At 54.4% G+C, this 25,028-nt stretch carries 20 protein-coding genes and 2 tRNA genes; 6 read left to right on the plus strand and 16 right to left on the minus strand.

Going from position 1 to position 25,028, the window contains the following annotated elements; genetic code table 11:
* Window positions 1-216 precede the first annotated feature (216 nt).
* The gene (locus tag Q0336_RS06635) at window positions 217-1,035 is read left to right on the plus strand and encodes a DUF2807 domain-containing protein (RefSeq protein WP_298526880.1); all 819 of its coding nucleotides are present in this window, start codon (window positions 217-219) and stop codon (window positions 1,033-1,035) included.
* Between the two features lie 94 nt (window positions 1,036-1,129).
* Here the strand turns inward: Q0336_RS06635 and Q0336_RS06640 are convergent, their stop codons facing one another.
* The 7 genes from Q0336_RS06640 to Q0336_RS06670 all read right to left on the minus strand — a co-directional run bounded on the left by Q0336_RS06640 (window position 1,130) and on the right by Q0336_RS06670 (window position 8,436).
* Window positions 1,130-2,677 (minus strand): family 10 glycosylhydrolase, encoded by a 1,548-nt coding sequence (locus Q0336_RS06640; RefSeq protein ID WP_298526884.1) that lies wholly within the window; start codon window positions 2,675-2,677, stop codon window positions 1,130-1,132.
* A 22-nt stretch (window positions 2,678-2,699) separates the two neighbouring features.
* Window positions 2,700-3,515, minus strand: a complete 816-nt coding sequence (locus Q0336_RS06645) for a phosphatidate cytidylyltransferase (RefSeq protein WP_298526886.1) — start codon at window positions 3,513-3,515, stop codon at window positions 2,700-2,702.
* Between the two features lie 6 nt (window positions 3,516-3,521).
* Window positions 3,522-5,540 carry an ATP-dependent zinc metalloprotease FtsH gene (ftsH, locus tag Q0336_RS06650; RefSeq protein ID WP_298526889.1) on the minus strand — a complete coding sequence of 673 codons (2,019 nt, stop codon included), beginning with the start codon at window positions 5,538-5,540 and terminating at the stop codon, window positions 3,522-3,524.
* Between the two features lie 856 nt (window positions 5,541-6,396).
* Window positions 6,397-6,484, minus strand: a tRNA-Ser gene (locus Q0336_RS06655).
* 194 nt (window positions 6,485-6,678) lie between these two features.
* Entirely contained in the window at window positions 6,679-7,095 is a 417-nt protein-coding gene (locus Q0336_RS06660) for a DUF2752 domain-containing protein (RefSeq protein ID WP_298526892.1), read from the minus strand.
* Window positions 7,096-7,126: 31 nt separating this feature from the next.
* Window positions 7,127-7,465, minus strand: a complete 339-nt coding sequence (locus Q0336_RS06665; protein ID WP_298526895.1) for a TM2 domain-containing protein — start codon at window positions 7,463-7,465, stop codon at window positions 7,127-7,129.
* A gap of 263 nt (window positions 7,466-7,728) precedes the next feature.
* The gene (locus tag Q0336_RS06670) at window positions 7,729-8,436 is read right to left on the minus strand and encodes a YjjG family noncanonical pyrimidine nucleotidase (RefSeq protein WP_298526896.1); all 708 of its coding nucleotides are present in this window, start codon (window positions 8,434-8,436) and stop codon (window positions 7,729-7,731) included.
* A gap of 330 nt (window positions 8,437-8,766) precedes the next feature.
* On the opposite strand from Q0336_RS06670, the gene Q0336_RS06675 reads away from it, so the two are divergent.
* The 4 genes from Q0336_RS06675 (at window position 8,767) to Q0336_RS06690 (ending at window position 13,337) form a co-directional block, all read left to right on the plus strand.
* Complete coding sequence (locus Q0336_RS06675) at window positions 8,767-9,258, plus strand: 3'-5' exonuclease (RefSeq protein ID WP_298526898.1); 492 nt, start codon at window positions 8,767-8,769, stop codon at window positions 9,256-9,258.
* A gap of 172 nt (window positions 9,259-9,430) precedes the next feature.
* Window positions 9,431-11,236: a translational GTPase TypA gene (gene typA / locus Q0336_RS06680; RefSeq protein WP_298526900.1), complete on the plus strand. Its 1,806-nt coding sequence runs from the start codon at window positions 9,431-9,433 to the stop codon at window positions 11,234-11,236.
* A gap of 156 nt (window positions 11,237-11,392) precedes the next feature.
* Entirely contained in the window at window positions 11,393-12,580 is a 1,188-nt protein-coding gene (locus Q0336_RS06685; protein ID WP_298526902.1) for a dicarboxylate/amino acid:cation symporter, read from the plus strand.
* Window positions 12,573-13,337 (plus strand): HAD-IA family hydrolase, encoded by a 765-nt coding sequence (locus tag Q0336_RS06690; protein ID WP_298526904.1) that lies wholly within the window; start codon window positions 12,573-12,575, stop codon window positions 13,335-13,337. The genes Q0336_RS06685 and Q0336_RS06690 overlap by 8 nt, the downstream gene beginning before the upstream one ends.
* Before the next feature lie 89 nt (window positions 13,338-13,426).
* On the opposite strand, the gene Q0336_RS06695 is transcribed toward Q0336_RS06690, so the two are convergent.
* From Q0336_RS06695 to Q0336_RS06725, 7 genes are all read right to left on the minus strand, one after another.
* The gene (locus Q0336_RS06695) at window positions 13,427-13,627 is read right to left on the minus strand and encodes a hypothetical protein (protein WP_298526906.1); all 201 of its coding nucleotides are present in this window, start codon (window positions 13,625-13,627) and stop codon (window positions 13,427-13,429) included.
* A 252-nt stretch (window positions 13,628-13,879) separates the two neighbouring features.
* Entirely contained in the window at window positions 13,880-15,364 is a 1,485-nt protein-coding gene (locus tag Q0336_RS06700) for a family 20 glycosylhydrolase (protein ID WP_298526908.1), read from the minus strand.
* A gap of 314 nt (window positions 15,365-15,678) precedes the next feature.
* Window positions 15,679-15,752, minus strand: a tRNA-Thr gene (locus Q0336_RS06705).
* Window positions 15,753-15,918: 166 nt separating this feature from the next.
* Window positions 15,919-17,115, minus strand: a complete 1,197-nt coding sequence (gene obgE / locus Q0336_RS06710) for a GTPase ObgE (protein ID WP_298526910.1) — start codon at window positions 17,113-17,115, stop codon at window positions 15,919-15,921.
* Window positions 17,116-17,281: 166 nt separating this feature from the next.
* Window positions 17,282-17,854 (minus strand): adenylate kinase, encoded by a 573-nt coding sequence (locus tag Q0336_RS06715; RefSeq protein WP_298526912.1) that lies wholly within the window; start codon window positions 17,852-17,854, stop codon window positions 17,282-17,284.
* Between the two features lie 20 nt (window positions 17,855-17,874).
* Window positions 17,875-18,411 carry a phosphoribosyltransferase family protein gene (locus tag Q0336_RS06720; protein WP_298526914.1) on the minus strand — a complete coding sequence of 179 codons (537 nt, stop codon included), beginning with the start codon at window positions 18,409-18,411 and terminating at the stop codon, window positions 17,875-17,877.
* Window positions 18,412-18,719: 308 nt separating this feature from the next.
* Window positions 18,720-19,247: a phosphoribosyltransferase family protein gene (locus tag Q0336_RS06725; RefSeq protein ID WP_298526919.1), complete on the minus strand. Its 528-nt coding sequence runs from the start codon at window positions 19,245-19,247 to the stop codon at window positions 18,720-18,722.
* A gap of 682 nt (window positions 19,248-19,929) precedes the next feature.
* On the opposite strand from Q0336_RS06725, the gene Q0336_RS06730 reads away from it, so the two are divergent.
* Complete coding sequence (locus Q0336_RS06730) at window positions 19,930-20,856, plus strand: DMT family transporter (RefSeq protein ID WP_298526921.1); 927 nt, start codon at window positions 19,930-19,932, stop codon at window positions 20,854-20,856.
* Between the two features lie 90 nt (window positions 20,857-20,946).
* Here Q0336_RS06730 and Q0336_RS06735 read toward each other — a convergent pair whose 3' ends face one another.
* Together Q0336_RS06735 and gyrA are read right to left on the minus strand one after the other, a co-directional pair.
* Window positions 20,947-22,287: a tetratricopeptide repeat protein gene (locus Q0336_RS06735; protein ID WP_298526924.1), complete on the minus strand. Its 1,341-nt coding sequence runs from the start codon at window positions 22,285-22,287 to the stop codon at window positions 20,947-20,949.
* A 21-nt stretch (window positions 22,288-22,308) separates the two neighbouring features.
* Window positions 22,309-24,903, minus strand: coding sequence for a DNA gyrase subunit A (gyrA, locus tag Q0336_RS06740; protein ID WP_298526927.1), 2,595 nt, complete (start codon window positions 24,901-24,903; stop codon window positions 22,309-22,311).
* Window positions 24,904-25,028: the final 125 nt, after the last annotated feature.

Below are 25,028 nucleotides of genomic sequence, written 5' to 3' on the forward strand. Positions count from 1 at the left end.
GTGGGTCGCATCGACGACCTACCGTAGGTCGCAAGGGCGACCTACCGTAGGTCGCAAGGGCGACCCACAGTAGGTTTTATTTGGAGCTTTTCTGAGGGCGGGCTAGAAGGGGTGTTTCAGTGGGGAGCACTTGGTGTGGAAGGGATATTTTAGAGTTATGCTACCTTTGGAATGGATAACACTTACTGATAACCCTCTTGTAAGTACATGATGAACATGAAGAATTACTCTAGAATTGGCTACTTTCTCAGTCTGGGGATGGTGGCTCTCCTCTTACTGTCTGCCTGCAGACGGAGCGCTCGTGTGGGCTTTGCCGAAGCAGAGCTGAATAACCTCCCCGCCTGCGATCAGATCATCGTAGACTATCCCGTCGATGTCACGATACACGTCGGACAGCCGACTTCTGTGACCTTTGACCCCAATATGCCGAAGAAGATCCGAGAAGATCTCGTGATCAAGACGAAGGGAACGACACTGCTCATCGCTCCCAAGCAAGAGTTTGGAACTAATTGGTCCGAGGATCGCCATCGTGAAGACCGTGCACATATCGATGTCTACCTGCCCGAGCTCCGAGAAATCGAAGCAACCACCGCTGCATCTGTGCGAGTAGCAGACAGCCTTCGTCAGTCTCGCTTCTCCATCTCTCTCTCGGGAGCTTCGGAGCTCTCTGACCTTCGCCTCAGTGCCGATAGCCTGCGGATCTTTACCTCGGGAGCAAGTACCATCGAAGGACTGATCCAAGTAGCTAAGGGACTAGAAGTGGTCGGGGCGGGTGCCTCCTCCCATCATCTTCAAGGCTTGGTGGGAACTCTGAGACTGATCCTCTCCGGTGCGTGCGAATTTGATGCTCCGAGCCTCAATGTGCGTCAAGCAGAGATCAAGATGGCTGGTGCTTCGAGTGTAGACCTAGGCGCTACCGATAGCCTTGGCTACCGACTCTCGGGAGCTTCGAGCCTCAGCTATCGTGGGCAGCCCGTCATCACCGAGCAGACCTCGAGTGGTGCTAGCTCAGTGAAGCAGAAGGCTGACCGATAGCCCTTCCCAAAGGCTCAGTGTAGAATAAAAAGGTCGAGGGCCACAGACGTGATCGTCTGTGGCCCTCGACCTTTATTTATCCTAGCCTATGAAGCTAGAAGTTGATCTTGATCGATGCGGGACGGCTCTCCTGCCAGAAGCGATTGATCGCCGTGACGAGGAACTGATAGGTCGAGCCTTGAGGCATGCTGGGTAGGATGTAGTAGGGATTTGTCGAGATGCTCACTAGATAGCGAGGATTTGAGATATCAGGACGTACCCCTTCTGGGAAGGCATAGACCGCATAGTAGAAGGCTGAGGCTGGCTCGTTGGGCTCTCTGTAATCATCCCAGAGGAGCATGTGCCCGTCTTCGTTCGTATCCTCTAGAAGCAGACTAATAGCCGCAGGGGCAGAAGTCTTACCAAGAGCCCCACGATATTCGGGGAGGAGTGCTCGGTAGCTCTGATAGCGAGTGATGAGGCTGTCCCCTATGCCCTTGTAGTTGCGTACGAGGTCTTCCCCCGACCACCAAGAGTTACCTTGGCTGTATCTCTTACTTAGAGTTAGCTTGCTATGCAGCTGATCCCCATCCATCGTGCGAGCTACATGCTGACCGATGTAGAGCTGCGTCTTCTTCTGGGGGATGTGTCGACCCCACCACTGGGTGAGCTCCTCATAGTCTGCTACCTGATGACCGATATTCCAGTAGACTTGTGGGATCACATAGTCGATCCAGCCTTCCTTAGCCCAGTGCAGGATGTCTGCATTGAGATCATCATACGCCTGCAGACCAGCAGTCTTGCTCCCGATGCGGGAAGACGATTCATTGCGATAGATCCCGAAGGGGCTGATCCCGAAGCGTACCCAAGGCTTGGTCTCAAGGATCGTCTGACGAACCGTGTAGATGAGGCGATTGACATTCTCTCTTCGCCACTCTGCCTTCTGCTCGGGACGATAGCCCGTGGGGAGACCATAGCGACTGAAGCTCTCTTCGTCGTCGAACTCCATTCCGTCCTTAGGATAAGGGTAGAAGTAGTCATCGAAGTGCAGGGCATCCACGTCATAGCGCTCTACGATATCCCTCACGATGGTGTTGATATAGCGCACGCTCTGGGGATTACCTGGATCCATGTAGAGCAGCTTGCCGTAGCGAATGAAGAGCTCGGGATAGAGTTGTGCTGGATGGTTAGGAGCTAGGTAGGCATCTGCGTTGCCTGCTCCACGGTAGGGATTGACCCAAGCATGTACTTCCATCCCTCGAGCATGGCACTCGTCGATGACGAAGCCGAGCGGATCCCAAGGGCTGTCAGGAGCTACCCCTTGCTTCCCCGTGAGGTACTTGCTCCAGGGCTCAAGGCTACTTTGATAGAAAGCATCCCCTTCTGCTCGCACTTGGAAGATGACGGCATTGCATCCCAGACGCTGAAGCAAGGCGATACGATTCGATAGGAGCTGACGTGCCTCGTCTCTGGATAGCTTGGCATAGTCACTACGATAGATCGTAGGTAACCAAGCTCCTCTGAACTCTCGCTTCATCGGACGAGTAGGATCCGACGAAGAGTCCCGACGTGTGTGTATAGCACATGACGAGAGTAGCCAGAGGCAGGCAAGTGATGCTAAGAGGGAGGTGCGTAGGGCTCCAAGACCTAGTCGAGTATTCATCGAGGAGGGTGAAAATGTAGGTTTAGGAGAGGTGCAGGTGCTGGTAGGTCTGGAGAACCCAGAGGAAGAAAGCCATGAAGGGCAGGACGAAGAGCAGGCTGTCGATGCGGTCGAGGATACCACCATGCCCAGGGATGATGTTCCCAGAGTCCTTGACACCTACGCTACGCTTGATCATCGACTCGAAGAGGTCTCCCCAAGTAGCGACGATGGAGATGATGATCCCGTAGTAGGAGACTTCCCATCCGAGGATCAGACCAGCAGCAACGGTCGAAGCGATGAGCCCACCAAAGAAGCCTTCCCAGCTCTTCTTAGGAGAGACGGAGGGGAAGAGCTTATGTTTGCCTAGGGTCGAGCCTGCCAGATAAGCACCCGTATCATTGACCCAGATGCAGACGAAGATCGCAAGCAGGATCATCGAGGTCTGCTCATCGGTATAGAAGATATTAGCGATGCTTAGGAAGCCCCCGACATAGACCTGTCCGAACAGGATCTTCGCTAGATCAGTAGGCATGGCTGCACGTTCGCTGTAGATGCTACGTACGAGGATATAGAGCAGATAGCCTGCGTAAGGGATGAGGAAGGCTGCATGCTGGATACCCATATCTGCGATCTCATGGGTAGCCCAGAAGAGATACACGGCTGCGAAGGCATCAGTGATGCGACGCAGAGGGAAGATGCGGTGGGTGGAGACCAGATTGGACCATTCCCAGGTACCGAGGAAAACAAGAAGACCGAAGACGGTCATATAAACGAGATGATCCCGCAGCAGAAGTGCTGCGAGGATCAACCCTACGTAGATGGCGCCAAAGATGGCTCTCTTGAGGAGGTTACTCATTGATTACTATTCTTGGGTATTTACTTCTTCTGAGGTTGGACTTGAGGTGATAGGAGCTTCGTCTGAAGCTTGCTCGGAGCTGGAGCTCTTGGCTCCTTCGTTAGCGAGGATGAGCTCTTCTGTTCGGCTGACCCAAGCACGCTTACCGAAGATATGCTCTACGTCCTCGGTGTAGATGACTTCCCGATCGAGGAGAAGTTGAGTCAGTTCCTTGAGCCCATCAGCATGCTCACGAAGGAGTTCTTTTGCTCGCTCATATTCGAGTCGGACGATCTCACGTGCCTCTTGGTCGATGAGCTCCGCCGTGCGGTCGCTGTAAGGCTTAGTGATGCCGTAGCCGTCGCCCTGCATGTCGTAGTAATTGACATTGGGGAGCTTGTCGCTCATCCCGTAGTAGGCGACCATGGCATAGGCCGTCTTGGTCGTATGCTCAAGGTCGTTGGCAGCACCAGTGGAGATGCGTCCGAGGAAGACCTCTTCGGCGGCACGCCCTGCTAGGGTGGCACACATCTGGTCTCGAAGAGCTTGGGTCGTCGTGATCTGACGTTCCTCGGGAAGGTACCAAGCAGCACCTAGAGCCTTGCCTCGGGGAACGATCGTGACCTTAACTAGGGGATTGGCGTACTGGAGGAACCAGCTCACCGTCGCATGACCTGCTTCGTGGAGGGCGATGCTGTGACGCTCCTCTTCGGTGGTCATCTTGTTCTTCTTCTCCAGCCCGCCGACGACTCGGTCGATGGCATTCATAAAGTCTTCTCTGGAGACGAAGTCCTTACCTGCACGGGCAGCGATGAGGGCAGCCTCGTTACAAATGTTGGCGATGTCTGCACCTGAGAAGCCTGGGGTACGTCGGGCTAGAAGGTCTACGTCTACCGTATCGTCGATCTTGAGGGGACGGAGGTGGACGAGGAAGATCTCCTTGCGGTCGTGTACATCGGGTAGGTCGACGTAGATCTGACGGTCAAAGCGCCCTGCACGAAGGAGGGCGGAGTCAAGGATGTCAGCTCGGTTCGTCGCCGCAAGGACGATGATCCCGCTATTGGTGCCGAAGCCGTCCATCTCTGTGAGTAGCTGGTTGAGGGTATTCTCACGCTCATCGTTGCCCCCGAGGTTATTGTTCTTCCCTCGGGCACGACCAACAGCATCAATTTCGTCGATGAAGATGATGCAGGGAGCCTTCTCCTTAGCCTTCTGGAAGAGGTCACGCACACGGGAAGCACCTACCCCGACGAACATCTCGACGAAGTCCGAGCCCGCTAGCGAGAAGAAGGGTACATGCGCTTCGCCTGCCACGGCCTTTGCCAGCAGGGTCTTCCCCGTACCTGGAGGGCCAACGAGGAGCGCACCCTTGGGGATCTTACCTCCGAGCTGGGTGTACTTGGCTGGGTTCTTGAGGAAGTGGACGATCTCTTCTACTTCGACCTTGGCTTCGTGAAGCCCAGCGACATCCTTGAAGGTGACGACATTGCCTTCCTTCTCGTAGAGCTGGGCCTTGCTCTTGCCTATGCTGAAGAGCCCACCGCCAGTCATGCCACCTCCGCCACCACCAGCGCTACGACGGAGCATGAAGTTCCAGAAGATGATGATAATGATGAAGGGGGCGATATTAATAAGGAGGGAGAGCCAGCCCGAACGGGATTCCTTGTAGATGACCTTGGCTGTGATGCCACTCTGGTCGTAGAAGTCCGAGAAGCGGTCCACCGAAGGGATCTCTGTAGTGAGGGTATGTTCGACACGCTGCTGCTGTTGCCCGAGTACGGGAGACTTCTGGGCAAAGATGCTATCGGCAGCCTGCTTGGTCAGCTGACCTGTGGCTGTCTTGTCTCCACGGTCGACGGTGATCTGGGTGAATGCTCCGTTGCGAGCCACGCGCTGGAACTCATCCCAGCTCAAGGTCTTGCTTTCGCCGAAGCCGCCATCCCAGAGGAAGAGTCCTCCGAGGACTGCGAGGATGATCGCATAGATCCAGAGCTCGTTGAAGCGGAAGGGCTTCCCAGGCTTACCTGTCCTTTTGTTTTGTATCATTCGTTATTCTATTTGCCTTGTTTAAGTGTTGGCTGAAGGTCGAGATACCTCTCGGCTCAGCTGTACTACTAACAAAGACCATGCCTGCTAAGTTTGTTGCTGGACTCTAGCGGCCCATTACTCCCGCCTTATCTTGTCACGTCGGGTCGGGGAGGTGGGGGAAAAGTAAAGAGAGCGACGAAGAGAGGTTCACTCTACTTAATCGCTCTTGAGTATAGAGGTGTGGATAAGCTAGATCCTCCTCGTTGCCCTGTGGGAGGGCGGACTTCAAGACCAGCCTCTCATCCCCCGAGCGTTTATGCTTCCTAAAGGGTCAAGGCTAGGGAGAGAGACCCTCCGCTTTTTGCTGTGTAAAGGTACAACATTGCCCGTACCCGAACAAACCTAGCGTGTAGTATGCTACTTATGTTAGCTCCCTTATTCTCAGTCTGTCAATCTTCAGGATATGAGAGCAGGAGCATTCTCTAGAAGAGGCTTTGTCGTCCTGCATAGTATCAAAGAAAAGTTTGACCGAAGATCCTAATCGTAAACTGTGAGGAAAGTGGGAGACGAAATGTCGGATTAGGTGGCTACACAATAGAAGTAATACTTCAGCTGGTATCGGCTGAAACAGGAGAGCTTGTCGCCACAGCTAGGGCTGAAGGCTGTGGAAGTACAGAGGCTGATGATATTAAGAAGGCAATAAATAGGGCACTAGAGGCTCTGTTTGAGTAGCCTTTTTGTGTAGCAGTTTGTGTAGCAGAAACTGCTACATCGGGGCGAATAAGGCCTAGGATTGAGCCGATCTCTATGGGCTGAATATAAACGAAAACCCGCTGTAGGAGCTGAATTCCTACAGCGGGTTTGTTTATGTCTGCGGAGAGGGCGGGATTCGAACCCGCGAAACGCTTTTGGCGTTTACACACTTTCCAGGCGTGCCTCTTCAACCACTCGAGCACCTCTCCTTTAGTTGGGCTTTCTGATGTAAGCCCTTGCTGGAAAGCTCCGCAAAGGTATAATAATATCCGTACACTGCCAAACAGCTATCTGTTGCTTCCCTTTGATCGGACTTTTGCGACGCACTTTGGTCGGGAAGCCTATTACATCGGAGAAGGGGCGGAAGGCTGCTCTGTGCATAACGGGGGAGGGAAGTCTTAGGCTACCAGCCGAAGAGGTTGCGAGCGATCCACCAGCCGATGACGCTGATGACGAGGAAGGATAGCGTCAGCGGATGCTTAAGGATGCGCCGAAGTCGGGGCGTTCGCTCAGGGAAGAGCGCTACGTAGGCATAGGGTTGGAGGAGAGGGATCGTGAAGAGGAGTGCACGATTGTAGGCTAGGGCTTCCAAGATGCGCCCATGCAGGAGGGCATGAAGTGCTCGCTGAAGCCCGCAGCCTGGGCAGCGATAGCCCGTGGTCGTTAGGATAAGGCAACGAGGGAAGGGATAGGTCGCAGGGTCAAGCAAAGCATACAGCCCCACCGCTCCCCCGAGGATTAGGAGCCCGATGAGGAAATATCGAGGCTGCCTAGGAGGAGAGCGACGGGGCTGTCTGGTAGATGAGGGAATGTGACTCATCTCCGAAAGGATGGTGGCTACCCGAGAGGGCTTAGCCGATGATCTGCAGTAGCTTGGTATAGTTCTGCTGACGAGTCAGGTCTTGGATCTTGAACCAGTCAATGATCGTTAGGATACCGCAGCCACCAGCCGTGAGGAGCTTGAGGACACCATAGCCCGTATCACCGAGCATGAAGCGGTCGATACCGAGCGAGCCAGCGAAGATCGATACGATGATCATCGTCGTGGGATCCTTGTAATCAATGGCATTGATCAGCGCGAACTTGTTGTCATCGAGCGCAAGCAGGCGGTCCTTGATAATGAGGATCTGTGTGGGGTCGAAGTACTTTTGGTTAGTGGCGAGGAAGAGGTCTACTTTCTGACTGTCCATAGTGTTGTCGTTGTTGTTATGTATGGTTTGATATGAAATTTCCTTGAGGCTATTGTCCTGATGGGCGAGAGGATCTTGCGGTCATATATCGCTTTATATGCGTCGTAGGCTTAGTATTCCTGCAGCTGATGGAGTTACAGCAGTGCTAGGAAACCTCGTAAAGGTAGGATAATATCTGTACACTCCCAAGCAGTAGATTCTTGCTCTCCGTCTGCGCATTGCTACATACATATAGCTGGAGGGAAAGCGGAGAGCATAAAGGCCTAAAGGAAGGACTTGAGTTCGCCGAGATGGTTGATGACGTGGTTGAGAGGGAGCGCCTCGGGAACGGGGTTGCCAAGACGATTGTACCAGCAGCGATCCATGGCCACACGGGCGGCTCCCGTCATGTCGGCGCTGATGCTATCACCGATGAAGAGGACATCGCTGGGCTGGGTATTGCTTCGGCGCATAGCTTCGAGGAAGAAGGTCTCCGAAGGCTTCTCTGCACCGATGTCATCCGAGACGAAGAGGTCGGAGAAGTAGTCGAGGATGCCGGCCTTCTTCAGGCGGGAGCGTTGCATCTCCACCAGCCCGTTGGAAGCGACATAGAGCCGATAGCGCTGACTGAGGTAGTCGAGTGTCTCTGCGACCCCTGGTTCGAGCACCGCCTCTTCGTGTAGGAGGAGGTGGAAGAGCCGTGTCATCTCCTGACTATCGCCCTGGACCCCGATGGCTTGGAGCAGGCGAGGGAAGATCTGATCGTGGATCTCTTGGACGCTGATCAGTTCCTTTTTCTGCTGGCTCCAGAGCACTTCGCCGATCCAGAAGAAGACCTCGAAGTACTCCGATTCGTAGTTCATCCCTTGGGCGAGGAAGGTCTTCTTTAGAGCCGTCTCGGAGGAGGGGCGGAAGGTCAAGAGGGTATTATCAACGTCGATGAAGAGCGCAGAATAATGGGGCTGTAGAGAAGCTAATTTCATTGAGTGCATAGATATATATCGGAGTGCAAAGGTACGGCAAAGCCAGCAGAGCCTCATCGCCTTGGTTTGCTGGACTTCCTAGGGGGCTAGATTTAGCCCTTTTCTCTGAGTCAAAAGGAGGCCTTTTCGTAGCACCTCCGAAGCCCTCCAAATAAAACCTACTGTAGGTCGTCTCATCGACCCACGGTAGGTCGCTTGACCGATCCACGGTAGGTCGTTTCAGCGACCTACCGTAGGGTCCTAATCACCCCCTTCAAGTGCCCTCGAGGTTGGGCCTTTGGGACGGGGCTAAATCTGTATCTTTATCCTTCGGTAGGAACAGCTACCCCTTTACATGAGATGGATACATTTGTAGCAATAGACTTCGAGACGGCGAATAGAGAGCGTAGCAGCGTGTGTAGCATCGGGCTTGTCTTCGTAGAAGGTGGCGAGATCACAGATACCTATTACCGCTTGATCCGCCCACTTCCGAACTATTACAGTCACTTCAATACCGAAGTGCACGGTCTGACTGCCCAGGATACGAACACGGCCGCCTCCTTCGACGAGATCTGGGAGGAATTGCTCCCTCGGATCGGCTCTCTCCCCCTTGTTGCGCACAATAGCAGCTTCGATGAAGGATGTCTGCGTGCGGTGCTGGCGGCCTATGGACTGCCACCGCACCAAAATGCCTTCTACTGCACTTGTCGGCAGGCTCGTCGGGTCTTCCCTCGCCTGCCCAATCACCGCCTAGACACCGTCGCTCGGCACGTGGGCTATCGGCTGGACCATCACCACCATGCTCTGGCGGATGCAGAGGCTTGCGCCTACATCGCCCTCAAGGTTTTCTGAGGCGAAGAGTGCTGAGAGATTAGTTTCTCTTTGGTCTATCCTTCGGGCCTCCATCCTAATAACTAGGTGTTAATTCTCGGCAGAAACTACCTCCCTTTTGTCCTCTCTACACGGGCTAAGTGCATAGATTTGACTACCTTTGTCGCCGTAATAGACGAACTTATATATTAAGATGCAAGACATTCGCAACATCGCAATTATCGCCCACGTCGACCATGGTAAGACGACGCTGGTCGATAAGTTGCTCCTGGCTGGCAAACTCTTCAGAGATGATAAGGCTGCCGAAGTAGATACCTACCTAGATAACAATGACCTAGAGCGAGAGCGTGGGATCACCATCCTCTCGAAGAATGTCAGCATCCGCTACAAGGATGTCAAGATCAATATCATCGATACCCCAGGACACGCCGACTTCGGAGGCGAAGTAGAGCGTGTGCTCAACCTGGCTGACGGTTGCCTTCTCCTTGTCGATGCCTTCGAAGGGCCTATGCCTCAGACACGCTTCGTCCTGCAGAAGGCCATCGAGATGGGACTCAAACCCATCGTCGTCATCAACAAGGTAGACAAGCCCAACTGCCGTCCCGAGGAAGTGCAGGATATGGTCTTTGACCTGATGTTTAGCCTCAACGCTAGCGAAGAGCAGCTGGACTTCGAGACCATCTACGGCTCCGCCAAGCAGGGCTGGATGAGCAAGGACTACAAGCAGCCCACCGAAGATATCACCATCCTGCTGGATACCATCCTTGAGCAGATCCCAGCACCTACGCAGATCGAAGGGCCTGCACAGATGCTGATCACTTCGCTGGACTACTCCTCTTATGTCGGTCGTATTGCCGTGGGGCGTGTGCACCGAGGTACCTTCACCGAAGGACAGGAAGTCGCCCTCTGCAAGCGGGATGGATCTATCGCTAAGATGCGCATCAAGGAGGTGAACATCTTCGAAGGCCTTGGCCGTACGAAGGTCGATAGCGTCTCGTCGGGCGATATCTGTGCGCTCGTTGGGATCGATGGCTTCGAGATCGGGGAGACCCTCACGGATGTCGCTACGCCCGAGCCTCTAGAGACCATCGCCGTCGATGAGCCCACGATGAGCATGCTCTTCACGATCAACAACTCGCCTTTCTATGGGCGTGAAGGGAAGTTCGTCACCTCCCGTCACATCCATGACCGCCTGATGAAGGAGCTGGATAAGAACCTTGCCCTGCGTGTCGAGCCTGCCGAGACCGCCGACAGCTGGATCGTGTACGGACGTGGGGTCCTTCACCTCTCCGTCCTCATCGAGACCATGCGCCGTGAGGGCTATGAGCTTCAGGTCGGTCAGCCCCAGGTCATCATCCACGAGATCGACGGTGTGCCCCACGAGCCCGTCGAACTCCTGACGGTAAACCTCCCCGAAGAATCAGCCAGCAAGATCATCGACGTGGTCACTCGCCGCAAGGGTGAGATGACGATGATGGAGACGAAGGGCGACCGCACATTCCTTGAGTTCCACATCCCTTCACGTGGGATCATCGGGCTGAATAACTATGTGCTGACTGCTTCGGCAGGAGAAGCTGTCCTTGCCCACCGCTTCCTCGAGTATCAGCCCTGGAAGGGGGACATCGAGCGCCGTAATAATGGTTCGATCATCGCCCTTGAGACGGGCACGGCCTATGCCTATGCGCTGAACAACCTCCAGAGCCGTGGACGCTTCTTCATCGCTCCGCAGGAAGAAGTCTACGCAGGGCAGGTCGTCGGTGAGCACACCAAGGAAGGCGACCTAGCGGTGAATGTCTGCAAGAGCAAGAAGCTGACGAATATGCGTGCTTCGGGTAGCGATGACAAGGTCTCCCTTGCTCCGCCCGTGGTCTTCAGCCTCGAGGATGCACTCGAGTACATCCGCCCCGACGAATATGTCGAAGTGACCCCCGTCTCGATGCGCATGCGTAAGATCATCCTCGATGAGACCGAGCGCAAGCGCCAGAATAGACAAGCCTAAGCTCCTATATACATGACTCCATGAGCAGCGACCAATATACGTAGCCTCTTCGGCGAGGTGGTATATTGGTCGCTGTGTTTCCTTAAATACAGACTTATGAACTGACGATCGACCATTCACACATACACTCACCCACTCACACTAACTACACAACACATGAAAGCCATTCGTCTGGGGCTCCTCCCACGCATCATCATCGCCATCGCCTTGGGTATCGGCCTGGGGCTTGTTGCACCCGATGGGATGACGCGCCTCTTCTTGACCTTCAATGCGATCTTCTCGCAGTTCCTCGGCTTTGCCATCCCGCTGATCATCCTCGCCCTTGTGGCGGAGGCGATAGGGAGCATCGGGCGCAGTGCGGGGAAGATGCTCCTGCTTACCGTCGCTATTGCTTATGGCTCGACGGTCTTCTCGGGTTCCCTAGCTTACTTCTCGGGGGATGCGATCTTCCCGCACCTCATTGAGCCGGGGAAGGTAGAGCAACTCCAAAGTGCTGGGGAAGCCCTCACTCCGTACTTCACCATAGAGATGCCTCCCGTGATGGGGGTGATGACGGCGCTGGTCCTTGCCTTCATCCTTGGCTTGGGCGTAGCTCATCTGGAGTCGAAGGCGCTCAAGCACGTGATCGTGGACGTGAAGGACATCATCTCGGGAGTCATCGAGAAGGTCATCATCCCGCTTCTCCCGCTGTATATCTTCGGGATCTTCCTCGAGATGGCAAGTAGCGGCAAGGTCGTCGGCGTGCTGGTAGTCTTCATCAAGATCATCGGGGTGATCTTCGCCCTGCACATCTTGCTGCTTCTGCTTCAGTTCACGATCGCAGGGGTGATCACGAAGAAGAATCCCCTGCGCCTCCTCGGGAATATGCTTCCCGCTTACTTCACGGCTCTGGGGACGGCTTCTTCGGCGGCGACGATCCCCGTGACGCTGGCGCAAGCGAAGAAGAACGGTGCTTCGGACGGAGTAGCCTCCTTCGTCGTCCCACTCTGTGCGACGATCCACCTCTCGGGAAGCACGCTCAAGATCGTCTCCTGTGCCTTGGCGCTTATCCTGATGCAAGGGGGCACGTACGATCTGGGACTTTTCACGCACTTCATCCTACTCCTCGGGGTCACCATGGTGGCGGCTCCGGGGGTACCTGGGGGAGCGATCATGGCAGCACTAGCGATCCTTCAGTCGATCCTCGGCTTCTCGGTGGAGGAGCAAGCGCTGATGATCTCTCTATACATCACTATGGATAGCTTCGGCACGGCCTGCAACGTGACGGGCGACGGAGCTATCGCCCTCGTCGTAGACAAGCTCCTGGGGCATCAGCTCCAAGGGGTACCACAGCATAATGAATAACATCATCGACCGCAACAAACAAGTTCACGAGGCACTCTCAAGCTATCGCCGCCGCCTCGATCCTTCGGAGCGAGCGCCTCAGCTTCGTGCCGCCCTTTTCGACATGGACGGAGTCCTCTTCGACTCGATGCCAGCGCACAGCCGTTCGTGGCAGGAAGCGGCAGGGGAAGCAGGCCTTCGCATGAGCCAAGAAGACGCTTACTGGTTCGAAGGGCAGACGGGTGGCTACACGATCGAGCTACTCTACCAGCGCACGCACGGTCGCTCGGCCACGCCCGAAGAGATAGAATGGCTCTACCAGCGCAAGACCGACCTCTTCAATCAGTACAATTCGGGCAATACTCTGCCCGATGTGGAGCTCGTGCTCGCCCAACTCTCGGACGTGAAGCGCCTCGTCGTGACGGGCTCTTCGCAGGCCTCCTTGCTCGAACGCCTCGATTGCGCTTTCCCAGGGGTCTTCTCGACCTCGCTGATGGTGACGGGCAAGGACGTGCGCCGAGGCAAGCCCGACCCCGAGCCCTACCTGATGGGCTTGGAGAAGGCGGGGGTACGCCCTTCGGAAGCCTTCGTCGTGGAGAATGCTCCGATGGGTGTGCGTTCGGCCGTAGCGGCGGGGATCTTCACCATTGCGGTGAATACGGGCTTGCTTCCCGACAGTGCTCTTTCGGACGAAGGCGCTGATCTTGTCTTCGACTCGATGAAGGAACTAGCCGAAGCGCTCCCGATTCTTCGTGAGCTCTGGGCGAAGGCTTCGTAGCCCGCACGGCCTCGGCGCTTGCCCAAAGAACTCTCCCTTTCCGAGCCTCGAAATAGTAAGGGCTGGCTTCTTAGAGACGAAGCCAGCCCTTATTTTTTCTTCTTCGCTGGGCAAGTCGTTCTGCCTGCGAAGGCGTTCTTTTCTCCCGCCTTGCCCTTGGTGAAAGCCTGCTGCGGGCAAGGGGTAAAATTTCCTTCCGCAAGGAAATTTATTTCCTTGCGGAAGAAAATAAATTTCCGTGCGCACAAAAAAATATTTTCGTGCGCACGAAAATATTTTTTTGTGCGCATAGAAATTTTCCTGCGTGCGCACGGAAATTTTTCGCCCTGCGGAAGAAAGCATTTTTTCTTCTGCAGGGCGATCTTTTTTTCTTCGGACGGAAGGTTATTTTTCTGCGGGAGGAGGGAGATTTTCCTGCGGACGAAGAAAAACTTTCCAACGTTGGAAAGTTAACTTTCCAGCCTTGGAAAATTTCTCGCCCTCTGCAAGGCGTTTCTCTCATGTGCCTGCTCCGAGGAGACGGAGCTAGCAAAGCGCCTTCATTAGCGAGGGGCGTTGCCCTTCGTCTTGGGGCGCTGGGGCATGGCGGAGACCGTCGTCGTGGTCGGGGGAATGGCCTTCTCTCCTTGGGGCTGTGCGACGTAAGAGAAGGGTTCGCTCACGAAGACTTGCGCCTTGTGCCAAAGAAGTCGGCGCTCGAAGTCGACGAAGGCTTCACGTGTCTTCGTGCTCGCTTCTGACGAAACGACCTTCGTCGGAAGGGCGAAGTAGCCCGAGCCTCCCCCCAGCCAAGCTCGCTCGGCTAAGGCGAGCATGTGCGGATAGACTCCGCTATCCGAGGTCGTCGCCAGTGGTGCCTCTGCCGGGCGGTCGCCCCATACGCAGAGGATCGCTCCCCGTTGGCTCGAGGTGCTCGAGGCGAGCCCCAAGATCCGACTGCTGTAGAGCTTCTCGAGGTCGGCCAAGAGGCTACCTTGATCCAGCGACTGAAGGCGTGCGCCGACGGCGGGCTGGCCGTACACACTTACCCCCTCGGGGCTAGAGAGGTGAAGACGATCGACTTCCTGCCCTTGGGACTCGCTCTCGCTATCCCACGCAATGGCCTTCTTCCCAAGCGAACGGACGTGCGCCACCATCTCCGAGAGGAAGCGCCTGTCCATCGAAGCGGCTTCGTCCGTGCCCAAATGGATGTAAGGCATGTCGATGCCTTCGGCTAGTTCGGAGAGGATCTCCTTGAGGACACGCTTGCCTTGGGGCGTTTGCATGTCGAAGCCCATGGCTCGTGAGAAGACCGAATTAGCGCCCGTCATGTCGATCTCGGGGATGAGCGTGATGCGGTGCTCTTGGCACAGACGGGCTAGCTCTTGCAGCTCCGCCAAGGTGTAGTACTTGCCGGGCATATTCGTCGTGTGCTGTGCCTGTGTCAGCTGCGGGTAGCGCTTGCTCTCCAAGCGCCAAGCCTCACGACCCGTCAGATGAAGGTGCAGGGTGTTGACCTTGTACTGGGAGAGCAGGCGTACGCGCTTCTTCAGTTCGTCCATGGGCACGAAGGTGTCTCCAAGTCCCAGCATCAAACCTCTCATGCGGAAGGAAGGCCAGTCGATGATGTCGCACGCCTCTAGCTCGCCCTTCCTCTTGGCGGACATCAGCAGTTGCTCCAAGGTCTGCAAGCCTCGGTACATCCCCACCAGATCAGGCGCATCGATGAAGATGCCACTGGGCGTGATGCGCAGGCGATAAGCCTCTTCCTTGTTGAAGAAGACCTTGGGGAGCGAAGGCACGAGCGTCATGCGCACGACGATGGGACTGCGTGCGTCTACCGTGGAGCCGTGCTTGGTCAATAGCTCCTTGAGTTCGTCTTGAAGGTAGAATCCCTCTGGCTTGAGACGGCTGGTATTGCACCGCCCCTTGAGTAGCTCCACGTGCTGAGGGCGAGGAAGGAGATTGTCTACGGATGCCTTGGTATTTGTGTTGAAGAGTAGGGCGCTGCTTAGAAGAGCGAGCGCTAAGTAAGGTTTACGTGCCATTAGGCGATGTTGTTCTTTTTGAGAGATAGATGTTGTTCTCTTTATATAGATAGGGATCCTTCGAGGAGGAGTCTGCCGAGCTCCGAAGCAAATCCAGTCGCAGATAGAAATAGATCTAAATGCAGCTCGGTGTGGACCGCAATGCAGCTCGGGATAGACCTAAATTCGGATAGGCGTAGACCTAAACACTGCTCGGCATAGCGCTAGATGCAGCTCGGCGTAGATCCCAATGCAGGTACAAAGCAAAGCCCCCCATAATTAGAATGCAAAAGAGGATGTGCAAAAGCGTTTGCACATCCTCTTCTTTCCTTTCGAGCCTCTTGTCGGATTCGAACCAACGACCCCGAGATTACAAATCACGTGCTCTGGCCAACTGAGCTAAAGAGGCAGGTGGGTAAGCGACCTATATCGCACCGCTACGACCTAATACCCTTGCTGCGATCAAGCCCTGGGGGAGTCAAAGGGAGCTGGTCGTATAGGACTTACCCAGTGCAAAAGTAGTATAAATATCCGAATATGCAAGAGGGCTAGGCAGAGGATAAGCCTTTGGATGCCTAGGATTGCTCTTCGTCGAGGTCTTCCCAGTCGATCTCGAGGTCGCTTGCATCCTCGTCATCCCATTCGCCTTCTTCCCATTCTTCGTATTCCTCATCTTGGTCGGGGAGGGGAAGATCTTCGTCATCATCCCAGCTGAGGGAAGTGACATCGATGGCTTGCTGGATGATGGACTCTCGCTGATGCTTGGTCTCACGATTGAGCTCCTGCCAGAGGGTATCCTTGAGTTCGGTCAGCCCCTGATGTGCCGCAGCCGAGATGAAGAGGATGGGGAGCTCCTTGGGAAGCTCTTGGTGTAGCTCGTCGATGAGCCAGCCTTGGATCTCTTCGTCAATGAGGTCACTCTTGGTGATGCAGAGCACCTTGCGCTTCTCCATGAGCTCTGCATTGTACTTGGTGAGTTCGCCTAATAGAAGGCGATATTCACTGGCGATATTCTCGGTATCGGCAGGGATCATGAAGAGAAGTAGGGCATTGCGCTCGATATGGCGCAGGAAGCGAAGGCCTAAGCCTCGCCCTTCGGCTGCCCCCTCGATGATCCCAGGGATGTCTGCCATGACGAAGGAGCGATCATCTCGGTAGCGTACCATGCCGAGGTTAGGCTCTAGGGTGGTGAAGGGGTAGTTAGCGATCTTGGGCTTCGCTGCCGTGAGTACAGAGAGGAGAGTAGACTTCCCCGCATTGGGAAGGCCCACGAGCCCGACATCGGCCAGCATCTTGAGCTGAAGGATGACGGTGAGCTCCTTGGAGGGCTCCCCTGGCTGTGCATAGCGAGGAGCTTGGTTCGTAGAGGTCTTGAAGAAGGTATTGCCCTTCCCTCCACGTCCACCTTTGACGAGGAGCTCCTGCTGGCCGTGGCGGTTGAGGTCCATGATGAATTCCCCCGTGAGGGCATCATAGACGACGGTACCTACGGGGACTTCGATGACTTGGTCCTCGCCGTCACTTCCCGTGGAGCGGTTGCCACTGCCACTGCCCCCATTGGTAGCGATGACGTGGCGCTGGTAGCGTAGGTGAAGGAGGGTCCAATAGTTCTCATTGGCGCGGATATAGATGTCGCCACCTCGTCCGCCGTCGCCACCATCGGGGCCACCCTTGGGGATGTACTTCTCTCTACGGAAGTGGGTAGAGCCACGCCCCCCCTTGCCTGAGCGGCAGTAGATCTTGACGTAGTCTACAAAGTTTGATTCTGCCATAGTGGCTCTCCTCTTCTATACTGTGAATGATGAGACAAAAATAAGGAAAGGCACGTACCTGAAGGAGAGCTGGTTCTTCGTCGGGCGAAGAGCTGCACTTCAGGTACCATGCCTTGTCCTCCAACCGTGGGCCTTGGAGCTCGCTTACAGGGGCGAGAGGTTACCTCTAGCCTAGGGCTTCGATGACCTCGCCTATGCGAGCGGTGATATCCGTGATAGCGCCACTGCCAGGGATCGCGTGGTGCACACCCTTCTTGGCATAGTGCTCTGCGATAGGAGCGGTCTGAGCGTGGTAGACATCGAGGCGCTTCTTGATCGTCTCGAGGTTGTCATCGCTACGTCCGCTACCCATACCTCGCTTGAGGAGGCGCTTGATAAGTTCTTCTTCACCGACACGGAGCTCTAGGACTGCGTGGACGGCGGTGCCATGCTTGGCAAAGAGTTCGTCGAGAGCCTCCGCCTGAGCGACGGTACGGGGGAATCCATCGAGGATGAGCCCCTTCTTAGGCTGACGCTCTTCAAGGACCTTCTCGATCATCCCGATGATCAGGCCGTCAGGGACCAGCTGCCCAGCGTCGATAAAGCTCTTAGCGGCCTTGCCTAGTTCGCTTTCCTGCTTTATCTCAGCACGAAGGAGATCCCCCGTAGAGATGTGATCGAACCCGTATTGTTCGATGAGGACTTCACTCTGCGTCCCCTTCCCAGAGCCAGGAGCTCCGAAGATCACTAAATTAAGCATCGTTTCTTTCTATCTGTATGTTAATCTTTAAGTTGGTAAATGTCCTTAAGCATACGTCCGTAGTTGTCGTAGTCCAGACCGTGACCGAGGATGAACTTGGTCTCGATCTCCATGGCTACATAGTCTGCCTGCACATCGCACTTGATCGCTTCAGGCTTGATGAGCATGGTAGCTATGTGCACTTCCTTGGCTCCTAGGTTGTAGAAGTGCTTCTTCAGATGATACATGGTGAAGCCCGTGTCGATGAGGTCTTCGACGATGACTACGACGCGTCCCTCGAGGGACTGGCTTACGGGCATGACTTCCTTGAGCTTCCCTGTACTCTCGGTGCCTTCGTAGCTGCTGTAGCGAGCAAAGGCTACTTCAAAGTCCTCGTCGATGGCATACATGAGCTCCGAGGCGAACATGAATGAGCCATTCATGATGCACACGAAGAGCGGATCACGATCCTTGAAGTCTTCTCTCAGACGCTCTCCGAGCTTCTTGACAGCCTGGCTGATGGTCTTGGCATCGATATAGGGGACGAAGGTGCGTCCCTTGAGTACTATTTCTCTCATTGACAGATGATACTGGTCGTTAACTACTACGGTTAGCTAATAAGAAGATGCAAAGTTAACATTATTATGGGAGATGATGAATTTCGTGAGGAAAGTATCCCCTTTGTTCTATGTGTCTTACCGCATCATTTTGAGGTAACTAGGGGTTTCTTGCCCTTATGCTTACTATGAGTTCTTCTCCCTAGACGAGCTTTAGTTGCAGAAGAAATAAACAGAGGTGTGATCTGGGGCTAATACAAGATATGGGCAAACCCTCTATTGGGATTTTCTGCTTTCGATAGGAATAGCCACTAGGGGGGGAGGATCTTCTAGTTTTTTACTTGTTCTCCCCTGTCAGTAGAGTAACGAGTGTAATTCGAGCAAATCATCCAAGGGAAATGTAGCCCCTTTTCAGAGAGAAACTCCTTGTAGAAGTAGTCTGGCTCCATAGCAGGAGTAGGACACTTAGCAAGAACGGCAAATCGAATCTCTTCTACTCCTTTGCTAATTAGGAGTTCTTTGAAGCGTTGAGCAGTGATTCCTGTAACAACATCTCCTGCGACGAGAAGCACCCTAGTCAGGTCACAATGTCCAAGATCAATGCCATGAAGCAATTCCGCTTTTCTCATTCCAGTTTCATCTTTCGAGTACTTTCGATCGAAAGCGGAGAATGGTATATGTTTGTCTTTAAGCAGATTGCCTGATATTAGAGCGCTTAGTATGCTTCCGCCTCGACCTATTCCAACAATGTGGGTCGGAATATACCCATCTTCAAGTAGCTTCTTGTTAATAGAAAGAGCTCCTTGGTTAACGTCATGCCAGTCAAAGATAGTGACGGAACTAAATATCTTCCGCATCCATTCGCAGGAGAATATGTCAATCTTAGAGAAGAGAGAGAGTAATGCGATACACACAATGATCCAGATGGTCTTAGCGCTGGAGGTGTCATCTGTAGCGAACTTTGCTATTATCGAACTTATAGAGCTAACGAGTATGCTGAATAGGAGACTGCTAGCCCAACGACTAAAAGTTAATCTTCGAGAGTTCATACGTTGTGTTGATATGAAGTTGCTTTAAAGTAGTATTACAATACAAATATAGATCTTCGTAGTAAGAAGAAAAAGTCAGTGTAAGGAGTTTCAAGCCTTCCCATGACCCTTAATCTATCCTTGACTAAGAATTCTTATTCGAATGTTCTGAGCTGGGGAACGTGGAGCGCTTGAGGGGATATTTTGCGACCCACGGTAGGTCGCTTGGAAAACCTACTGTAGGTCGGTGTGACGACCTACCGTGGGTCGTCAAGACGACCTACAGTAGGTTTTTTTGAGCCCTGCGGAAGGTCGTGCTGAGGGTGAGCTGTAGAGGCGGGGTTTCTCCCATGAGAAGAGTACTGCGGAGGGTGGGGGAGGAATGGCTTCTTTTAGCCCCCTAAAAGTGGAGCGAGGAGGGGTAAGCGGGAGGCTGTGCGAACTAAAGGAAGAGAACCCCTTCCAAGCTGAACCTTGACAAAGCAGGAGGGAGAAAGCGTATCTTTGCGCCATGAAAAACGAAGGAAGTCGAGCCCTAGGGGCTCACCTGAGTCTCCTAGGCGCAGCCGTCTGCTGGGGGCTCATGTCGCCTCTGGGGAAGGATGCACTGCAGCATGGTATTAGCGGGATCACCTTGGTCTCCTTCCGAGTACTAGGAGGAGCGATCCTCTTTTGGCTGGCCTCACTCTTAGCCCCTAAGGAGCAAGTCGAACCTCGGGATCGAATCCTCTTCGTCGGGGCTGCGATCTTTGGGCTCGTGTGCAATCAATGTTGCTTCACCATCGGGTTAAGCCTTACGAGCCCCATCAACGCAGGGATCGTCACCACGACGATGCCGATCTTCGCCCTTATCCTATCAGCCTTGATCCTGAGAGAGCCGATCACCCAGCAGAACGCCCTTGGGGTAGCTCTCGGATGCAGCGGAGCCTTCCTCCTCATCTGGAGCAGTGCCCAAGCCTCGAGCTCAGCTCTTCAGCTGGGGGATATACGAGGAGATCTACTCTGTGTCGGAGGGCAAGTGTCCTATGCGCTGTATCTGACGATCTTCGGGAAGCTAGCTAAGAAGTATTCGGTCTTCACGGTGAATAAGTGGATGTTTCTCTGGGCTTCGATCCTGCTCCTTCCTTGGACAACAAGCTATGTCCTAGCGACGGACTTTGCGTCGCTTTCGCTGAAGACCCTGCTGGAGGTGGGCTATGTCGTCTTCTTCGGCACCTTCATTAGCTACCTCTTGATGATCAATGGACAGAGGACGCTTCGCCCCACGGTCGTCAGTATGTACAACTATGTCCAGCCCATCGTCGCTGTCGTGGTGAGTGTCATCCTCGGACTTGCCCTCTTCACGTGGAAGCACGCTCTGGCGATCGTCTTGATCTTCTGTGGTGTCTGGCTGGTGACCATCGCTCGAGGGCGAAAGACTAAGCCCGCTCAAGCGTGAGAGGCTCGCCGATCCATTTAGCTAAAAATAAGAGCGCCCCCACATCCCGAAGTAGGATGTGGGGGCGCTCTTGTTTAGGGGAGGAAGAGACTACTTGCGACGCTTAGCAGGAGCCTTCTTCGTGCTTGCCTTCTGAGCGGGCTGTTCTGCAGGTTCGATGGTAGCAGGAGCCTTCTTGACTACCGTGAGGTCGAGGTTCTGGAGGAGATCCGTCAGGTCAGGAAGAGAAGGAGAACCTACGTCAAGCGTACCAGCATCAAGTGCTTCACGCTTGTCATTCATCTTCAGCTGATAGTAGATACTACCGAGGATACCCTTGATGTTGTCAGGGCGAGACTTGTAGGCGATCTCTAGGACGGGGATAGAAGCCTTGAGAAGCTCTTCAGCTGTCTTAGCCATAGCCTGCGTGACATCCGTGTTCTCGTAGATCTTAGCTACAGCATTGTAGAGACCAGCACCGAGGTAGATGAAAGCAGTGGCATTAGAAGGATCAGCCTGAGCAGCCTTGTAGTACCAGTTGAGCGCACCCTTCAGATCCTTGTCTTCGAGGATAGAGCCCTTGACGAGGAGAGCCGTAGCATCCTTGGGGTTCGCAGCAAGGCGATCATCGAGGAGCTGGTTCGCTTCAGCTTCCTTGCCGTTCTGCTGGTAGATGTTGACCAGGTTCACTAGGAAGTAAGGTTCATCAGGAGATACCTTAGCAGCCTCGATGAGCACGGGGATAGCCCCTACAGAGTCCTGCTTTGCGAAGAAGGCAGAGACAGCCCACTGGTGGACATCCTTAGGGTTGAGCGAGATCGATCCGAAGCGCTTGTAGAGATCGATGACACGGTCGTAGTTGCGCAGGGAGCTAGCAGCACCGATAGCGTAGTAGGCAGCGTTCATCGCCATGGAGTCCATCGTGGCTACATCCTTGTCTTCAGCGAAGAAAGGAGCCTTCTTGACATCGAGGAACTTCTCCAGAGCTTCGACACCCTCTGCATACTTGTTGTTCTGCAGGAACCATGCACCACCGTTGAAGAGCTGGAGGTAGTCGTTGTGCAGGACTTCCTGAAGCTTCTTGGTGTACTTGAGATTGACCTTACCCTTTTCGTTGGGCTGGCTTTCGATCTCATAGACCTTGAGCCATGAGGGTACGGAGGCGGTAAGAGCTACGTACATGGGGGTGCGATCGATGTTCTGATCGATAGCAGCCTTCTTGAACTCTTCGGTGTAAGCCTTATTCTCGATGAGCCCAGCTACATACCACGTGTAGGGGTCGTTCTTCGTCTCATCGTTGGCTAGAGCTTCCGTGATGAGTCGGCGAGCTTCAGCGAAGTCTGGCTTGTCGGAGTTAGCGATCTTCTCAGCTGACTTGACATTGGCTACCTGAGCAAACGCTCCAGCGGAGGTCATCAGACCTAGGGCAATAGCACAAACTAATTTCTTCATTTTCATTCGGTGTTAGTGTGTCTAGTTATTATTGTCTTCGTTGAGAGCTCGGTCGAGGAACTCCTGTGGGAGTTGATCGTGTAGAGCCTCACCTTGGATAGGAGTAGCTTCGGTGGAGGAAGAGGCTTCGTTGGTCACTTCGTCAGAGACTTCTTCTTCCTCTTCGGAGAGGACCTGGCAGACGGAGGCGATCTCATCCCCTCGTTTCTTCAGGTCAATGATACGTACACCCTGGGTAGCACGACCCTGGACGGAGATATCACGAGCATGGACACGGATCGTGATCCCGCTCTTGTTGATGATCATCAGATCGTGCTCATCGGTCACGGGACGGATCGCTACGAGTTCGCCCGTCTTGTCCGTGATGTTGAGGGTCTTCACACCCTTCGTGCCACGGTTAGTCTTGCGGTAGTCTTCGACCACGGAGCGCTTACCATAGCCCTGTTCACTGATGACGAGGATGGTCTCTTCGGTGTCCTGCGCTACGGTGAGCATACCGATGACTTCGTCTCGGCCATCATCGTCGAGGGTCATACCACGCACCCCAGTAGCATTGCGGCCCATAGCACGGACAGCGGACTCGTGGAAGCGTACTGCACGACCGTTGCGATTAGCGATGAGGATCTCGCTCTCACCGTCCGTCAGACCGACCCCTACGAGCTGGTCGCCTTCGACGAGGTTGATAGCGATGACCCCATTAGCACGGGGGCGAGAGTAAGCCTCCAGCAGGGTCTTCTTGATCGTCCCACGCTTGGTACAGAAGATGAGGTAGTGCGAGTTCACGAACTCAGTGTCTCGAGTGAGATTCTTCACACGGATGAAGGCATTGACTCGGTCGCCAGGCTCGATATTCAGGAGGTTCTGCAGTGCACGACCCTTGGCATTCTTTGCCCCTTCGGGGATCTCATATACCTTGAGCCAATAGCAACGCCCCATCTGAGTGAAGAGGAGCATCGTCTCATGCATCGAAGCCGAATAGATGTACTCGATGAAGTCTTCGTCTCGTGTATCGCTACCCTTAGCACCTACACCGCCACGAGCCTGTGAGCGGAAGTCGGAGAGAGGAGTGCGCTTGATATAGCCGTGGTGTGAGATGGTGATGACCATATCGTCATCGGCATAGAAGTCTTCGGGGTTGAACTCTTCGGCCGTGTAGATGATCTCGCTACGACGCTCGTCACCGTACTTCTCCTTGATCTCGAGGAGCTCTTCACGGATGAGCTGGGCACGTAGCTCCTTGTCGGCAAGGAGTGCTTTTAGTCGCTCGATCTCCTTCATCAGAGCAGCGTACTCTTCCTTCAGCTTTTCACGCTCAAGACCAGTGAGAGCACGTAGACGCATATCTACGATCGCACGAGCTTGGATCAGTGAGAGGGAGAAGCGCTCCATCAGGTGCTCGATGGCTTCCTGTGGTTCGCTGGCTGCACGGATGATGCGGATGACCTCGTCGATATTGTCTACGGCGATGATCAAGCCCTCGAGGATGTGGACACGCTCCTCGGCCTTGCGTAGCTCGAACTGCGTACGGCGGTAGACGACATCATGACGGTGCTCGACGAAGAGCTCGATGAGGTCACGTAGGTTGAGTAGCTGAGGACGACCCTTGACGAGGGCAATGTTATTGACGCTGAAGGAGCTCTGAAGCGCTGTCATCTTGTAGAGCTTATTCAGGACGACACCCGAATTAGCGTCACGCTTGATGTCGATGACGATGCGGATCCCCTTGCGGTTTGATTCGTCGGAGATGCCTGAGATGCCTTCGATCTTCTTCTCGGTGATGAGATCGGCTATGCCCTTGACGAGTTCACTCTTATTGACCTGATAGGGTATCTCGGAGACGATGATACGCTCGTGGTTGTTGTGCTCCTCGATCTCGCAGCGGCTGCGGATGACGATACGTCCACGTCCCGTCTCGAAGGCCTCACGTACGCCAGCATAGCCGTAAATGATCCCTCCGGTAGGGAAGTCAGGAGCCTTGATGTATTCGATCAGCCCAGCGGCATCTATCTCACCGTGGTGGTCGATGTAAGCCACGCAGGCATCGATGGACTCAGAGAGGTTGTGCGGAGCCATGTTCGTGGCCATCCCGACAGCGATCCCTGCGGAGCCGTTGACTAGGAGGTTGGGGAAGCGAGCGGGTAGGACGGTAGGCTCTACGGTAGAGTCGTCGAAGTTGTTCTGGAAGTCTACCGTATCCTTGTCGATGTCACGGAGCATCTCGCTCGCTAGGCGATTGAGGCGTGACTCGGTGTAACGCATCGCAGCGGGAGAGTCTCCGTCGATTGACCCGAAGTTCCCCTGACCTTGGACGAGCGGATAGCGGAGGTTCCAGGGCTGGGCAAGACGCACGAGGGTGCCGTAGATGGAGGAGTCTCCGTGGGGGTGATAGTACTTCATCACCTGCCCGACGGCGCTTGCGCACTTACGGGTGGGCTTGTCATAGGTATTCCCATCTTCGTTCATGGCATAGAGCACACGGCGGTGGACGGGCTTGAAGCCATCACGTACATCAGGGAGAGCACGAGAGACGATGACCGACATAGAGTAGTCTATGTAGGCAGTCTTCATCTCATCCTCGATGTTGATGTCTATAATTCTGTCTTCTCGATCCAGCATTCTAGTCTAAAAGTTGTATTCACAAGCGTAGGCACCTATGGGGTGCACTAACAAGGCTCTAAGATACTACTTTTTGGGCAAATATGCCCCATTTGCTTGGCATCCGTCCTTAGATCGCCATTTGG

This window comes from uncultured Porphyromonas sp. (assembly GCF_938039215.1).
Taxonomy (GTDB): Bacteria; Bacteroidota; Bacteroidia; order Bacteroidales; family Porphyromonadaceae; genus Porphyromonas.

Bases quoted from the DNA above. Each gene is read 5' to 3' on its own strand.
- ftsH (WP_298526889.1), bottom strand. From the start codon at position 5,540: ATGATACAAAACAAAAGGACAGGTAAGCCTGGGAAGCCCTTCCGCTTC.
- Q0336_RS06730 (WP_298526921.1), top strand. From the start codon at position 19,930: ATGAAAAACGAAGGAAGTCGAGCCCTAGGGGCTCACCTGAGTCTCCTA.
- Q0336_RS06695 (WP_298526906.1), bottom strand. From the start codon at position 13,627: ATGCGCACAAAAAAATATTTTCGTGCGCACGAAAATATTTTTTTGTGC.
- gyrA (WP_298526927.1), bottom strand. From the start codon at position 24,903: ATGCTGGATCGAGAAGACAGAATTATAGACATCAACATCGAGGATGAG.
- Q0336_RS06640 (WP_298526884.1), bottom strand. From the start codon at position 2,677: ATGAATACTCGACTAGGTCTTGGAGCCCTACGCACCTCCCTCTTAGCA.
- obgE (WP_298526910.1), bottom strand. From the start codon at position 17,115: ATGGCAGAATCAAACTTTGTAGACTACGTCAAGATCTACTGCCGCTCA.
- Q0336_RS06725 (WP_298526919.1), bottom strand. From the start codon at position 19,247: ATGCGGAAGATATTTAGTTCCGTCACTATCTTTGACTGGCATGACGTT.
- Q0336_RS06685 (WP_298526902.1), top strand. From the start codon at position 11,393: ATGAAAGCCATTCGTCTGGGGCTCCTCCCACGCATCATCATCGCCATC.
- Q0336_RS06720 (WP_298526914.1), bottom strand. From the start codon at position 18,411: ATGAGAGAAATAGTACTCAAGGGACGCACCTTCGTCCCCTATATCGAT.
- Q0336_RS06670 (WP_298526896.1), bottom strand. From the start codon at position 8,436: ATGCACTCAATGAAATTAGCTTCTCTACAGCCCCATTATTCTGCGCTC.
- Q0336_RS06645 (WP_298526886.1), bottom strand. From the start codon at position 3,515: ATGAGTAACCTCCTCAAGAGAGCCATCTTTGGCGCCATCTACGTAGGG.
- typA (WP_298526900.1), top strand. From the start codon at position 9,431: ATGCAAGACATTCGCAACATCGCAATTATCGCCCACGTCGACCATGGT.
- Q0336_RS06675 (WP_298526898.1), top strand. From the start codon at position 8,767: ATGGATACATTTGTAGCAATAGACTTCGAGACGGCGAATAGAGAGCGT.
- Q0336_RS06735 (WP_298526924.1), bottom strand. From the start codon at position 22,287: ATGAAGAAATTAGTTTGTGCTATTGCCCTAGGTCTGATGACCTCCGCT.
- Q0336_RS06660 (WP_298526892.1), bottom strand. From the start codon at position 7,095: ATGAGTCACATTCCCTCATCTACCAGACAGCCCCGTCGCTCTCCTCCT.
- Q0336_RS06665 (WP_298526895.1), bottom strand. From the start codon at position 7,465: ATGGACAGTCAGAAAGTAGACCTCTTCCTCGCCACTAACCAAAAGTAC.
- Q0336_RS06635 (WP_298526880.1), top strand. From the start codon at position 217: ATGAAGAATTACTCTAGAATTGGCTACTTTCTCAGTCTGGGGATGGTG.
- Q0336_RS06700 (WP_298526908.1), bottom strand. From the start codon at position 15,364: ATGGCACGTAAACCTTACTTAGCGCTCGCTCTTCTAAGCAGCGCCCTA.
- Q0336_RS06690 (WP_298526904.1), top strand. From the start codon at position 12,573: ATGAATAACATCATCGACCGCAACAAACAAGTTCACGAGGCACTCTCA.
- Q0336_RS06715 (WP_298526912.1), bottom strand. From the start codon at position 17,854: ATGCTTAATTTAGTGATCTTCGGAGCTCCTGGCTCTGGGAAGGGGACG.